The organism is Pseudomonas sp. AC355, assembly GCF_979258205.1.
In genome coordinates, this window is record NZ_OZ409843.1 from 788,368 (window position 1) to 801,707 (window position 13,340).

Sequence of the window (13,340 nt, forward strand, 5' to 3'; positions counted from 1 at the left end):
ATGGCGGCCCTGACGGTTGTGTTTCGCGCTGATGCATCGCTGCAAATCGGCACTGGCCACATCATGCGCTGCCTAGCTTTGGCGGATGCTCTAAGGACTCAAGGGGCTAGTTGCCATTTCATTACTCGTGACCATGCGGGGAGCATGATCGATCATCTTCGCAGCCGCGGGTACGAGACTCACGTTCTGGCGTCCCTAGGGAAAAAGAGTGTCGAAGCGAATGCTCCTGACCGTAGCGAGCCTGCTCATATCCACTGGCTGTGTGTTACTCAGCAGCAGGATGCGGAGCAATGCAGTGAGGTTCTACGGGAACTGAAGCCCGATTGGCTGATTGTCGACCACTATGCGCTTGATGCTTACTGGGAAGCAGTACTGCGGCCTCATTATGTGAAATTGATGGTGATCGATGATCTTGCAGACAGGCCGCATCTTTGCGACCTCCTGCTAGATCAGACTTTCGGGCGGCAGACAGAGGACTACAAACCGTGGCTTTCTGGTGACTGCACCGTGCTCTGTGGGGCCAAGTACGCACTTTTACGCCCTGAATTTTCCGCACTACGGCCATACAGCTTGCAGCGTCGGCAATCTTCACCCCTCGAACACCTCCTTGTCACCATGGGAGGAATCGACAAGGACAACGCTACTGGTTTGGTGCTCGACGCGCTTTCGTTTGCTTCAATCCCCGTGCACTGTCGAGTCACTGTAGTAATGGGCAACAATGCGCCTTGGCTGCAAAATGTACGGCAGCAAGCCGAGCAATCTCCCCTACTTGTGAACGTGCGCGTAGGTGTTGCCGACATGGCAGCGTTGATGGCTGACAGTGATTTGGCAATTGGTGCCGCTGGATCGACTTCCTGGGAGAGGTGCTGCCTGGGTGTGCCGACAGTAATGGTCGTGCTTGCCGACAACCAGCGAGAGGTCGCGAGTGGTCTGGAGAAGGCTGGTGCGGCACTTACACTTCAGGGAGCGCAACAAATCGTGTCCGATCTTCCTGCGATGCTGCATGCACTGTTTTCCTCGCCTGCTCAGCGAGCCTCCATGAGTCGTGCCGCGTCGTTCGTTGCGGATGGCAGTGGCTTATCAAAAGTCATCGAATTTCTGGAGCAATAAAGTGGACGCAACACTCAGAACCGGGCTTCGCTCAATGACCTCTACGGATCTCGAGCTGGTATTGGAATGGCGTAACCATGAAGACGTTCGCCGATACATGTACACACAGCATCAGATCGGTCTCCAAGAGCACACGCAATGGTTTGAGCGTGCCTCGAAATCATCAGCTCGCCACCTTTTGATCTATGAAAAGGAGGGCGCTTCACTCGGTTTCATCAATATCCATGTCATTGCTGCCGGAGGCATCGCTGACTGGGGATTTTACGCTGCGCCGGACGCCCCGAAAGGTACTGGGCGTGATCTGGGGGAAGCGACGTTGAATTACGTGTTTGAGCAGATAGGTCTGCACAAGCTCTGCGGGCAAGCGCTTGTATATAACCAGCGCTCGGTCAAGTTTCACCAGAACCTGGGCTTCCATCAAGAGGGAGTCCTGCGCGAACAGCATTTTGACGGCCAGGCTCATCACGACGTGGTGTGCTTTGGCCTCCTCGCCAGAGAATGGCAAGCAAGAACCTGAGAGATATAGAAAATTATGTCAGTTCCCAGCATTCACATTGCGGGTCGCCGCATTGCTCTTGACGCACCGCCTTACATCATTGCCGAGCTGTCTGCCAACCATAATGGCAAGCTCGAAACAGCCCTGAAAATAATAGAAGAGGCGAAAAAGGCCGGCGCTGATGCAATCAAGCTGCAGACGTACACAGCCGACACCATCACACTCGATTGTGACTCTGAAGATTTCCAGATTCGTGGTGGTCTCTGGGACGGAAAGACGCTTTACAAGCTTTACCAAGAGGCTCATATGCCCTGGGAATGGCATCGCCCGCTCTTTGATTATGCCCATAAGCTCGGGATCACTATCTTCAGCTCTCCTTTCGACAACACTGCGGTCGATTTACTGGAGGATCTGAATACCCCTGCGTACAAGATTGCCTCTTTCGAAGCCATCGACCTTCCGCTGATTCGCTATGTAGCAAGCACCGGTAAGCCCATGATCATCTCCACTGGCATGGCCAATGCCGAAGAGATACAAGAGGCCATTGATGCCGCGCATGCCGGTGGCTGCAAGGAGCTCGCCATCCTGCATTGTGTCAGTGGCTATCCTGCACCGGCCGACGAATACAACCTACGCACCATTCCAGCCATGATGGATCGTTACGGTTTGGTAACCGGCTTGTCGGACCACACGCTGGACAACATTACCGCAGTAACCAGCGTAGCGCTGGGTGCATCGATCATCGAAAAACATTTCACCCTCGACCGGAAAGGCGGGGGGCCGGATGACAGTTTCTCCCTCGAGCCGGAAGACCTGAGAGCGCTATGCGTTCAAACAAAGACGGCATGGTCGGCCTTGGGCAAGGTTAAAACAGAGCGGTCGGAGAGCGAAAAAGGCAATGCACAGTTCAGAAGGTCTCTATATGTGTGCAAGACGATAAAGCGTGGGGAAACGCTTACGGCTGACAACGTCCGGAGTGTCAGGCCTGGGTTTGGTCTTGCACCCAAACACCTGGATGAGTTGATAGGGAAGAGATCTAGGCAAGATCTCCCAGTTGGTACTCCACTGTCGTGGGAGATTGTAGAGTAGAAGTTTTTGTGCTCATGTTAGCGAGCATGTGTGGGGGCACTAAGTTTGTTGATGTCAGAAGTGTCTGTTCGCAACGAGTTGAACTTCATGGGTCGGGGGATGGCGCTAATAACTTGAAAAAAAAGATAAAGGCAAAGTTGCGACTGAAGCATTTTCTGCTTCTAGCTCTCGAGCGCTGTTTTCCGGAGGTCGTCAAAGCCTTGAACGCAAGAAGCGTTGAAGGGCAGAGCGGCGTTGCTGTCATTGCCTATTCTTTGGCCAATGTAGGGAATCCGCTAGCGACGCTCAATCATTACTTCAGCAGTCTTGGGATATCCAGCACGACATTATGGCGAGCATTATGTTTGCTTCAGGAGCAGCGGGCACCTGCATTTGACAATCTCATGACTAGCGCGGAGCGTATCGACGCTATAGACCTACGATTATTGCTGCAAGTTAAAGTGATGCTTCTAAAGCCTGTCAGAGTTGTCGAATCCGACCTTGCTGACTTATTGCGCTTTTACAAGGCTTCTACAGTACAGCTAGAAGACAAAAAAAACGTAGCTGCTGCACTTGCATCGTTGATTATTGAGAAATCTCCGATTGAGAACGCTGAGTTATGGTTGAGCGAGATTCAACTCAATATATTTTCGCTGACTGAGTATCAGCAGTTGCAGTTTTTGTCGAGTATAAGTCGTGCTAAAGATTGCCGACGTTTTCTGTTTTGGGAGGCTAAACTGGCTCCGGTGTTTTCGGAAATCGCACAGCTAAAAGTGCTACTGATGCGATACTCGATTCTAGGTGGAGTAGACGTATTTTCAAAACTGGAATTCTCTTTTGCTAGCATGCAAAATCCGGTCTGCGAAATGTACAAGGCTCAAGTTAAACCCATCTTTGATCAAATTGATGCGCGTAATAATTTTCTTGACGCCCGGTTTGATCATGCCTCAGTACGTTCAGTGCAACAGCTTATCCTTCAGAAAATTTTTGAAGCCAAGCCCTTCTGCTACATGCGGCTAGGGGACGGAGAAAGCTACGGGTTTTCGAATGATGATTATGTAGATCAGGTAGGGCTGAGCAGGCAAGAGCTGCATTGGTGGGGTAGAGCACTGGATGAAGAATGTCGTCTTGAATTACGACGTCAGTTCTTGGCTGCTTTGGAATGTGTAGACCTCTTGGGCATTCCGAGTGCTATTCGGCTTGTAAAAGAACTAAAGGCGTCAGGTAAAAACTTTTTTCTTGTGAACTCACTGATATCTAGATTGTTCTGTACGATGCACGGTGTAGGCTGCTTTCGTACCGGGTCGAAAGATTATCGAAGATCAGAGTAATTTGTTCATGTTTGATTCGGACTTCCTGTATGAAATATTCCGAACCGCCAAGAAAGTCTATGTGGTTTCTGGCTTGAGGTCAGATGTTGTAGAGGGCTGGGCGCCTGATAGGAGCAAAGTGCAGCACATCGAAATACCGACCCACAGGCTCATGAAGCACACTGAAGTCGGAAGCTCGTTGCCTCGAATCTTTCCCGATGTATATAAAGGTTATATGGCAAGAGTTGCTTCTTTAGCTGAGCCAGGTGTGGTGTTCTTATTTTCGGCAGGATTCATAGGTAAGATACTGATGTCCACAGCTGCCAGGAATGGTGCGGTAGCCTTAGATGTTGGGCAGTTTCTTGTCTCTGCCAGTTTGCGCTCTCTGGAGGAAAAATGAGAATCGTAAGTATTGTGCGGTTTGTATTCTATTTCTTCAAAGGGCTGGAACGCAATTTTAAAATTATTTGTTATGGGGATGTGCCAGAAATCTACAAGGTTCCCAGGGTTGTAGAAAAATATTCATTTGCCAGCGGTAGGGCGCTATCGTTTTTTGTTGTGGTTAAAGAGCTTTTCAGGCACTGTCTGCGTGCGCATCAAAGTTGCTGTGCCGTGCCTGCAGGTAGTGTTGTTTTTTGCGGCGGAACTGCCAATAACGAAAGAGAGTTTATTTTTTTTTCACATGTGCTTTCGAAGAGTATTCAAGAGGCAACATATTCGAGAGAAAAAAATTTGTTCTTTTTGTTTGGCGACGAAAAGAAGAAGCTGTTTTTTGAAAGAGTGTTGTCCGGGTTGATTTTTATTTTGGCTTGTATGTATATGCCGAGAATAAAAATGGGGCCGGTAGCTTTCAAGTATTTGGTTTCTTATTCGAAGCTATACCTTCGGCTGTTCTGCAGCTTTCAAAGGTCGCGTTACTTACCAGCGCTATTGGTGGTTGCGAACGATCACACTGACCTTCCTGTGGCCGCCGCGATGATAATGCGATACTTCAGAGTGCCGGTGTGTTATGTCCAGCACGCCGAGATTTCAGACCTTTTCCCTCCGCTGGATTTCGATATCTCTATCCTTAGAAACAAAAAAACGCTGGATAAATATCAATCCATAAGCGCAGTCCGTGGTGATGTCTATGTTGTTCCCCGTTCAGAGAAAAAACAGGGATTTGAGTGCATTCTCAAGTCAGGATCCCTTTCTGCCGCCCATGTGGTGATCTATCTAAGTTCCATTTTCAACCTCGATGAGGTTAAAGACTGTATCGGGATACTTTTGAAAAATCCATTTGTGGCGGCAGTTTCAATTAAATTGCATCCTAGAAGCGATGCTTCTGTTTTTCAGCAGATCCGCGGTGCAGTTATTTGCGAGCAAATACCTGATTTTATTCATGTGGGTATTGTGGCGAACTCATCTGTTTCCGTTGAGTTACTCGAGCAAGGTATTCCTGTCTTTCAATACTTTGCTCTTGATGCAATGGCTGAGGACTACTACGGTTTCGTTGCCGATAAGATAACTTTGCCGATTCAGCGTGCAGTATTGTGTCAAAGATTTTGGGGCGAGAATTTCTATGATGCATCTTGGGCTGAGCGCTTCAAGAGATACAGTCCGTCTCTTGGTGAGAACTGGCAAGCGTCCACTGATGCGCTCCTTGAAAAAGTACAGCTGATATTAAATCGCTATTAAATTTTAATTAGGGTAGCAGTGTGTTTTTAAAGATTTTGAAGTATATATGGCTGCGATTACCATCCTGGCACGCCTTGTTCTACCGGCCGAAAAAAGATAGCTATCTTTTCTTGCCGATCAATGGCGCTGGACTAGGACACCTTACCCGCTCCTTGGCTATAGCGAAGAAGCTGAGAGCCGCGCGGCCGCACGCGGAAATTATATTTCTCACAACTAGCATCGGAGTTCCTCTGGTGCATCGGGCGGGCTTCATTTGTCACCACGTTACACCATCATCTCTGCTCAATGTTGGAACTATCGTCTGGAATAGACTGTTCTACCAAACATTAAAAAGTATTTTGTCTGTTCACCGCCCAGGTACATTAGTGTTTGATGGCACAATTCCTTATCTGGGACTCCAGAGGTTGATGTTATCTCACAGGAATATTAGCTATGTCTGGGTTAAGCGAGGGCTATATAAGGAGGGCGTGAACAGTGAACTGCTGAATTCTTATCTGCAGAGGTTCGATAAGATAATAACGCCATGTGAGTTAAATGACAAACCCCAGTCGGGGTCTCTCGGCAGTAAGAAAATATTTTCCGTAAGTCCTATATCTCTTATTGATAGAGACGAACTGTTCAACCGCGTTGATGCGCGTGAGGCGTTACGGCTAGATAATAGGCCATGTGCTTATGTACAGCTGGGGGCTGGAAATATAAACGGTATCTCTGGCCTTCAAGAGCGTTTGGTGAAGAGTCTACAGGGGCTTGGAGTCCAAGTGGTTCTGGGTCTATCTCCTATATCGCTGAGTCCCCAGTCCTCCCATGGGGCAGACAAAACCATTGTTGACTATCCGAATAGTAAATATTTTTCAGCGTTTGATTTTGCCGTTGTTGCTGCCGGTTATAACTCTGTTTGCGAGGTCGTCATGCTCGGTTTGCCGGCTATTTTCTTCCCCAATACCGAAACCGGCGCGGATGATCAAGCCAAGCGTGCGATGCAAGCATGTGCTTTCGGCCGATATGAGTGCATGCTTGACTTTGATGATAAAAAAATTTCATTAGCTGTCGAGCGGCTATTGGAGGGCGGGGGAAGAAGGAACGTTATCAGGGTGAGAATGGCGCAATTGAAGCAGCAGAATTAATAGGTTCTCTATAACAAGAACTGATGATGCGGACTAGTACCGATAGTCGTTTTGGTTAAGCTGCATATTTTACGCGGAATCTATTTTAGAGATAATAGTCCTGTATAACATATTTCTTCCCGGTATATCGTTTGCTGAGATTGAGTAAGTTAAATGCCCAAAGCAATTGCTTGGAGCATTAACTTTAATGGAAGGATGCTTTGTCAATCGTTTCGCGCAATTCAGGTAATGATAGAAGAAACTCGCTGTACTGCGTCATTGCAGTGTCAGTTATATGCTGATTGTCCCAGAATATTGGTTTCTTGTAAGAGTTATCTATCCAGAGTCGGCATGCCTCTGGTGTACAAAAAAATGAACTGATATTTGCAAATCTTATATTTGCCTGCTTGGCTACACTTTGAGCTTGCTTTGCAAGCTCAAAGTAGTTCCACGGTATCATGTCTTTGTTACTGGTTTCTATTGAGAGTGGCAGTTCCTCGCTTGAGGGGAGCGTTTTAATGTGGTGCTCCACTGTGCGAACAAACATTGGCGCTACTCCTAGCATGACAATATTAGACGTGATTTCTTTTATGATTGGTATGCTATCTTTTACTGAAAGCCAGTGTTTAGGTCTATAACGAAAGCTTAGAATGACGCCGCTTATAGTTGTTCTCTCTGAAAGCTTTCGCATAGTAGAGTACATTTGAGGAAAGCAGACAGGTATGGAATTTTTGTTGAAGGTTTCTGCTGGTGGGCACCCGGAGTGATGTAACATAATAAAGTTCACTGAAGGGAAAGACCTTCTTAGTGAATGCAGCGTATCTCTGCCAATACTGTCTCCGATAATGAGAATGTTACTCTGCTTTGCCTGCCGCTCTAGGCAGAGTAATACTCTTTCTGGCGTATTGTTTCTATCAAAGCTGCAAGTGAATCCTGTATGTTTAGATTCCGAGTAATTTCCGCTGTCTCCCGTAAAGTTTAAATTCAGCTTTGCGTGATAATGGTCTTTCTCCGCCTCAATAATCGCTAATGTTTTTGCCTTTGCTTCGTTGTAGAAAAAAGCTTTTATGTCTGCACTTAGAGTGTTTTGAAGTTTTGCAACTGTTGTTATATGAGTCGATAAAACAAACAGAACCAAAGCTGAGAATGAGGCTAGGAAATATTTGTAAGCTGCTGCTTTATTGGTAAGTATCCGCTTCTGACGAATTGGTTGCTCCAGGCAGTAATAAGAAATCGTAGCAAACAGAAATGCAGCTGAAATCGCGGTGACCATCAGTAAGGGAGGGGCGCTGGGGTTAATTGTGCGAGCAAGTACCAAAAGAGGCCAATGCCAGAGATACAATCCATATGATATCAAACCTAACCAAACCAAAATCTTGGATCGTAATATTGGTGTAATTATTCGCCCTTTACCTGAGGCTGCGATTATTAAAGCGGTGCCTATAGTAGGGATTAAGGCAGAGGTTCCTGGGAATGTTGTTTCCGAGGTGAAAAGCAGAGCGGAGCCTATTATCATTGCAGCACCACTTATTTCAAGGGTATCTGCGGTTAACTTTGTGCGTGATCTATTTGGCAGGCAAGCTAGAATAGCGCCGATTAGAAGCTCCCAAAAACGGCCTAAGGAACCATAGAACGCTAGCTCAATTTTTTCGTTAAAAACTAAACTAACTGAGTATCCGAAGGAAAGTATAAATAGCAGAGCACAAAGCGCAAGTGGGTTTTTTCTGGACTTTAAAGTTAGCAGAAGGAGTAGCGGGAAAAACAGATAGAATTGTTCTTCAATCGAAAGTGACCACATATGAAGTAGCGGAGTCAGCTCTCCAGGGCCATCAAAGTATCCCACCGAAGAATAAAAATACCAATTTGCTGAAATTGCTAGCGTCGAGTATAGGCTCTGTGTTGTGTCATGAAGCTGCGGCTTATCAAATATTGCGAAGGCGATAATCCACGAGGTGAGCAGCACTGGTATCAGCGGCGGTACAAGTCGTCTGATGCGGCGCTCATAGAATTTACCAAACGAAAAAGCATTTGCTTTCATTTCATTAAGGATTATGGAAGTTATCAGGAATCCCGATAAAACAAAAAATACATCAACGCCAACATAACCACCGGGAAAAAAAATAAAACCTGCGTGGAAAAATAAAACACTAAGAACAGCTATCGCCCGCAAACCGTCCAGTTCAGCTCTGTATAAAAACAATTTGCACTCTCCCTCGATTGATGGCTGTATAATATCATCGATATCTAACGGCAGGCTAGCCTATAAAAAACAAGTAATAACACTATGTCCTTGTGGTGCGCGGTGAGTGCGGACGTCATGCTTAGCGCTTGTGCGCCGGAGCTCGTCAGGGTAAGAGTGTAGGGTTTGGCTGCAGAAGGATCGGTCAGTCATTACTGATACATGGGGGGGCTGGTTTATCGGTCTATCGATAGTGACGCCGGTACGTGAGGTTTATGGAACATGCTGCTATTTGTAGTGGGTGGATTCAGTTGCCACCATTTTTTGATTCTGTTATGCGTGTAAATACAGCATTTATCGGATTTTTTGAAAAGAGCTTAGCCAGGTAAGAGGTGCTTTGGTATTATAACAAGAATATGCTGAAGATCCGCTTAGTCTTCGGCTTTGCGCTTCATGGTTTACTAGGTAGCGTGCTCGTTTGGTTGTGCTGCCAAAGCTGCGCATGATTCAGTTGGTATTCACGACTTTCAATTCAGTCAAACAGGGTTGTAAATGACTAGTCTCGATTATCTGCCTTCCACCCCAGAGCAGCTGTTTTTGGTTGCGAAGGAGCTCCATGCTCAATGGCGACTGAATGAAGCTGATATCGCTCTGAAGAAGCTACGTGAAGCACCGGGAAAATACGAAGTTGCTGCGTTGAATCTTCACGCCGACATACTATGGTCTCTTGGCGATGTAGAAGATGCTAGGGCCGCAACGGAGCGGTTGCTTGTTATTGCACCTCTTGATCATCAAGCAGCGCGGCGTGCTCGCTGGCTTGATCTTCCTGTCGATCCTTTGCGTTGTACGCCTGAGTGGATTGAAGAAGTCCTGGCGGCAGGCGAGAAGCCAGTAATTACTTATCCGGCATTGGTCAGGCTTCTAAATGAAGAAGGGCATCATGGCTCTGCACTTCAGGTAGCGTTAAATGGTTTAGAGGTGATTCAGCGGCTGAAGGGTGATGTTCGTATCATCAATAAGCTTTTACTTGAAACTGCGATTGCCAAAGAAAATTTAGGTGACTACGACGGTGCCTTGGAGGCGCTGTCGCGGATTGATCCTACTCTACCGGTAGCAAAGTCGGCAGCCCTGAGTCGTTCTCGGATGCTGCACGAGATGGGGATTTTTGATCAGGCTGAAGTAGCGCTTTCTCCTCATTACGATGATGTCGTTCCTGCATTCAATGCGCCTCGTTATCATATTTTTCTTTCCACTGGAAGAATTAAAGAGGCATTCGCGCTGTACAAGTCGAGAAGGGAGACTGAGGTATTCAGGCGTTTGATCAAAAACTATGACTCACCCAGTTTTTTCAAGGGCGGAGAGTGGCGTAATGATCATATTCTGATTCTGTCGGAGGGAGGGCCAGGTGATGAGTTACGTATGTCGAGCCTTTATGGCGACGTCTTGTCTCATGTTAGGAAGGTCACAATATCCTGTGATCCGAGGCTGGCCGGCATTCTTTCGCGCACCTATCCAGAGGCACGTTTTGTTCCGTCACCTCGCTTTCGTGACGAATTAAGAAAGTCTGATTATTCAAGCCGCAATGAAGTGCGTGACGCATTAGGGGCAAAGCTTCTTACCAATACGTTGTTACGTGAGACTGAAGGGGTGACTCGTACTGCTTCGATCTTCGAGTTGTTGTGCGAGTTGCGCCCTGATCGAGAGGCGTTTCGTAGCGTGCAGCGCAGAAACTTGCGCCCCGATCCGGTGTTAGTCTCAGAGTTTAGGGCGAAGATGCCTCCTAATGTGCGTAGAGTTGGCCTTGCCTGGAGAAGCATGATCAATAATTCAACTCGGCAGAAACACTATTTTTATCCTGAGGATCTTTATCCGCTTTCAGCTTTGCAGAACACTGAATTCTGGATATTGCAGCCTGAATACACAACTGAAGAGATTGAGCAGCTGAGCAAGTTTCTTACAATCAAGGTTGTGGAAGAAATTGATCTAGTTGATGATTTTGAATCGCAGTCAGCTTTGATCTCTTGCCTTGATGCGGTTGTTGCTCCGTGCACGACTACCGCTGAGCTTGCTGGGGCAGTTGGAGTCGAGACCATCATTCTCGCAAATACCCACATGACCTCTTGGCGGCAGAACCAGGATGGCTCGGATGTGTGGCATCCGGATGGTAAACTGATTCTGGGTGATAGAATTGGTGATCGCCAGACTGTTATAGATAACGCCTTGAATGCGCTTCTAGGTAAAAAGCACAAACTAAGGGAAGAGTTTAGTCCTGTGAGCAATGAAGTTAAAATCTTATCTGAACCAATCAAGAGTCCCTCTTCGAAGGTTGCTACTCGGTTATCCTTGAAGTACCGAATAAAGAGGCTGATCGCTTCGCTGCCTGGCGCTCGACGGTTCAAAAAATATATATATCACTATATGGCAGTTGCAAAATCTACTAATGGCGAAGCTAGGGAGACGTACTCTCTTGAGGCTCATGCGAAACAATTGATTCGTGTGAAGGATGTCAAGGAGGCCCATATCGCTCAAGCTGCCGAGGCGGCTCGCTCCGATAAGACCGGCACCATGCTTGCGGTGAAAGCAATTCTTCAAGCACGATCTGGCGGATTTCAAAATGCACTTTTCACTGCTGCCCAACTGCCAAAGAATAATGCTATTCATGAGCGAATTCTTCCGGCATTACGAATAGAAATGGCGGATCTTGGCAGACATGATCTTTCCAAAGAAGGATTGCGTCTCCTGTTGTCTCAGAGTCCTGGTGAGCCTGTTCAAGATGCAGTTAGGTTGGGTAATGCGGACTTTGAGGCGCAGGCTTACGACTTTCTTACAGGTATTGCGCAGCCTAATGATCCCAAAGGTTATGTCGTAGTATTCGGACTAAACAACAGGGTTACCCTTGGGCTTATGGTTCCGCTGGCGTGGCAACTCGCGAAGGATGGATATTATGTATGTTCTTCGGTTGCCGCCTCTATGAAGCCGTCGGTGTTACCGCAATTGAAGGGAATTTCCGGCGCGATTCGTTGGGGGGGGCTTTCCCTTACAAATGAACCTTCCAGTTTCAGGAAGCTGAGGAACAACTGGCAGATTGATCTTGAACATCGTAGTGTGGTTTGCGACGAGATAAATTATTTTACTTATTTTGCAGAGCGTCTCGGCAAGCTTTCCAACAGCTACGATGTGGATGTCAGCAATTCGAAGGTGCTAGCCGACTTTGAAAGTCTGCTTCAGCGTAGTGATGCGGCACTCACTGTATGTAAGCGCCTGCTTTCGCTGGCTGAGGAAGGAAAACCAATCCGATTGGCCGCGATGGACACCCACTTTGCCCCAGCAGGGATTGTTCGTAAGTGGTGCGAGGAGTTTGGTCGGCATAAGGGCATTGAGCTCGTCGCTCTTTCAATTTCCTACGAAAACTACTATTCAAATCTCACCTCATTAGAGGCTAAAACTATATCGGTCGAGAATCTCACCGCTCGGCCCGACGTTCGCCATCCTCTTTTTGGTGGGCGCAAGCGATTTGATCGCTATATCGCTGATAATCCAAGTGTCCTTCATAATCGAGATGAGGTGCTGGCTCACATCAAGGTGAACCGAAGCAAGACGGAAGAAGGAGATTTGCAGTTCAGAAATTCTGTCATTGAGCGAGCCAAGCAATGTCATGCTGATGGAGGCAAGGTTTTTGCAGCTCTTGGCAAGGTATTGATTGATTTCGCAGCGCCATATGATCACGGTCACACTTTTGATGAGTTTTCTAGCTGGATAAGGTTTCTCGTAACTGAAGTGGCGGACACTAATAACGTGTTGATTATTAAGCCTCATCCTCATGAAAAACGCTCCGAAATTGCAGCACCTGGTGTACAGACTCTCAGGGATCTCTTGCCGGACGAATTGCCGGAGAATGTTATTTTTCTTGATCATGCAGCATTTAATTCTTACGAATTAGCGGAAATTGTCGACCTTACGTTCGTCTGGAATGGAACCGCTTATGCAGAGTTTCCAGTACTTGGAAAACCTGTTGTAGCCGAAAGCACGTGGGCTGAGAGGGACTACCCCTTGAATGGCGTCACGCTTTGCTCGGAAGCTCATTATCGTCACGTTCTTCGTGGAGAAAAGCAGGTAGGCCTTTCAGATGAGACTATTGCCCGCGCTACTGCATTTATGCAGTTCATGAAAAGTTCGGTTGTTTCAATTGCTTTTGGTTATGTCAGGCGTGCAGGGACCAACCAGAGTATTGGGTCAATTACCTTTGTCAAAAATGATATAGATGCCATATCTATGCAAGTTGATCCTGGTTTAGAACTGGCTTCGTCTCGCTTCTTTGAGGTGGAAGAACGTGTAGACTGACGTCGTGCGCGGGCTTTTTGGAGTGGCCGATATGGTTTGGTGTAAATACACCTAAA

9 protein-coding genes are annotated in these 13,340 nt (G+C 47.1%); 8 read left to right on the plus strand and 1 reads right to left on the minus strand.

Annotated elements, in window-relative coordinates; all coding sequences use genetic code 11:
* The 7 genes from pseG (at position 1) to ACZ0AI_RS03845 (ending at position 6,785) form a co-directional block, all read left to right on the plus strand.
* Positions 1 to 1,110 carry a UDP-2,4-diacetamido-2,4,6-trideoxy-beta-L-altropyranose hydrolase gene (gene pseG, locus ACZ0AI_RS03815; RefSeq protein WP_463564632.1) on the plus strand — a complete coding sequence of 370 codons (1,110 nt, stop codon included), beginning with the start codon at positions 1 to 3 and terminating at the stop codon, positions 1,108 to 1,110.
* A 1-nt stretch (position 1,111) separates the two neighbouring features.
* The gene (gene pseH, locus ACZ0AI_RS03820; RefSeq protein ID WP_463564633.1) at positions 1,112 to 1,627 is read left to right on the plus strand and encodes a UDP-4-amino-4,6-dideoxy-N-acetyl-beta-L-altrosamine N-acetyltransferase; all 516 of its coding nucleotides are present in this window, start codon (positions 1,112 to 1,114) and stop codon (positions 1,625 to 1,627) included.
* A 15-nt stretch (positions 1,628 to 1,642) separates the two neighbouring features.
* On the plus strand, positions 1,643 to 2,695 hold the full coding sequence (gene pseI, locus ACZ0AI_RS03825; protein WP_463564634.1) for a pseudaminic acid synthase: 1,053 nt from the start codon (positions 1,643 to 1,645) through the stop codon (positions 2,693 to 2,695).
* A 113-nt stretch (positions 2,696 to 2,808) separates the two neighbouring features.
* Positions 2,809 to 4,005 carry a hypothetical protein gene (locus ACZ0AI_RS03830; RefSeq protein ID WP_463569945.1) on the plus strand — a complete coding sequence of 399 codons (1,197 nt, stop codon included), beginning with the start codon at positions 2,809 to 2,811 and terminating at the stop codon, positions 4,003 to 4,005.
* Between the two features lie 7 nt (positions 4,006 to 4,012).
* Positions 4,013 to 4,384, plus strand: coding sequence for a hypothetical protein (locus ACZ0AI_RS03835; RefSeq protein ID WP_463566233.1), 372 nt, complete (start codon positions 4,013 to 4,015; stop codon positions 4,382 to 4,384).
* The gene (locus ACZ0AI_RS03840) at positions 4,381 to 5,661 is read left to right on the plus strand and encodes a hypothetical protein (protein ID WP_463564636.1); all 1,281 of its coding nucleotides are present in this window, start codon (positions 4,381 to 4,383) and stop codon (positions 5,659 to 5,661) included. Before ACZ0AI_RS03835 ends, ACZ0AI_RS03840 begins: the two co-directional genes overlap by 4 nt.
* Positions 5,662 to 6,128: 467 nt before the next feature.
* The gene (locus ACZ0AI_RS03845) at positions 6,129 to 6,785 is read left to right on the plus strand and encodes a hypothetical protein (RefSeq protein WP_463569947.1); all 657 of its coding nucleotides are present in this window, start codon (positions 6,129 to 6,131) and stop codon (positions 6,783 to 6,785) included.
* 184 nt (positions 6,786 to 6,969) lie between these two features.
* Here the strand turns inward: ACZ0AI_RS03845 and ACZ0AI_RS03850 are convergent, their stop codons facing one another.
* A complete protein-coding gene (locus ACZ0AI_RS03850; RefSeq protein WP_463564638.1) occupies positions 6,970 to 8,964 on the minus strand; it encodes an acyltransferase family protein in 1,995 nt (664 codons plus the stop codon).
* A 531-nt stretch (positions 8,965 to 9,495) separates the two neighbouring features.
* Here ACZ0AI_RS03850 and ACZ0AI_RS03855 point away from each other — a divergent pair.
* Positions 9,496 to 13,284, plus strand: a complete 3,789-nt coding sequence (locus ACZ0AI_RS03855; protein ID WP_463569949.1) for a hypothetical protein — start codon at positions 9,496 to 9,498, stop codon at positions 13,282 to 13,284.
* Positions 13,285 to 13,340: the final 56 nt, after the last annotated feature.

Coding starts and splice junctions, on each gene's coding strand:
- ACZ0AI_RS03840 (WP_463564636.1), top strand. CDS start 4,381: ATGAGAATCGTAAGTATTGTGCGGTTTGTATTCTATTTCTTCAAAGGG.
- ACZ0AI_RS03835 (WP_463566233.1), top strand. CDS start 4,013: ATGTTTGATTCGGACTTCCTGTATGAAATATTCCGAACCGCCAAGAAA.
- ACZ0AI_RS03855 (WP_463569949.1), top strand. CDS start 9,496: ATGACTAGTCTCGATTATCTGCCTTCCACCCCAGAGCAGCTGTTTTTG.
- pseG (WP_463564632.1), top strand. CDS start 1: ATGGCGGCCCTGACGGTTGTGTTTCGCGCTGATGCATCGCTGCAAATC.
- pseI (WP_463564634.1), top strand. CDS start 1,643: ATGTCAGTTCCCAGCATTCACATTGCGGGTCGCCGCATTGCTCTTGAC.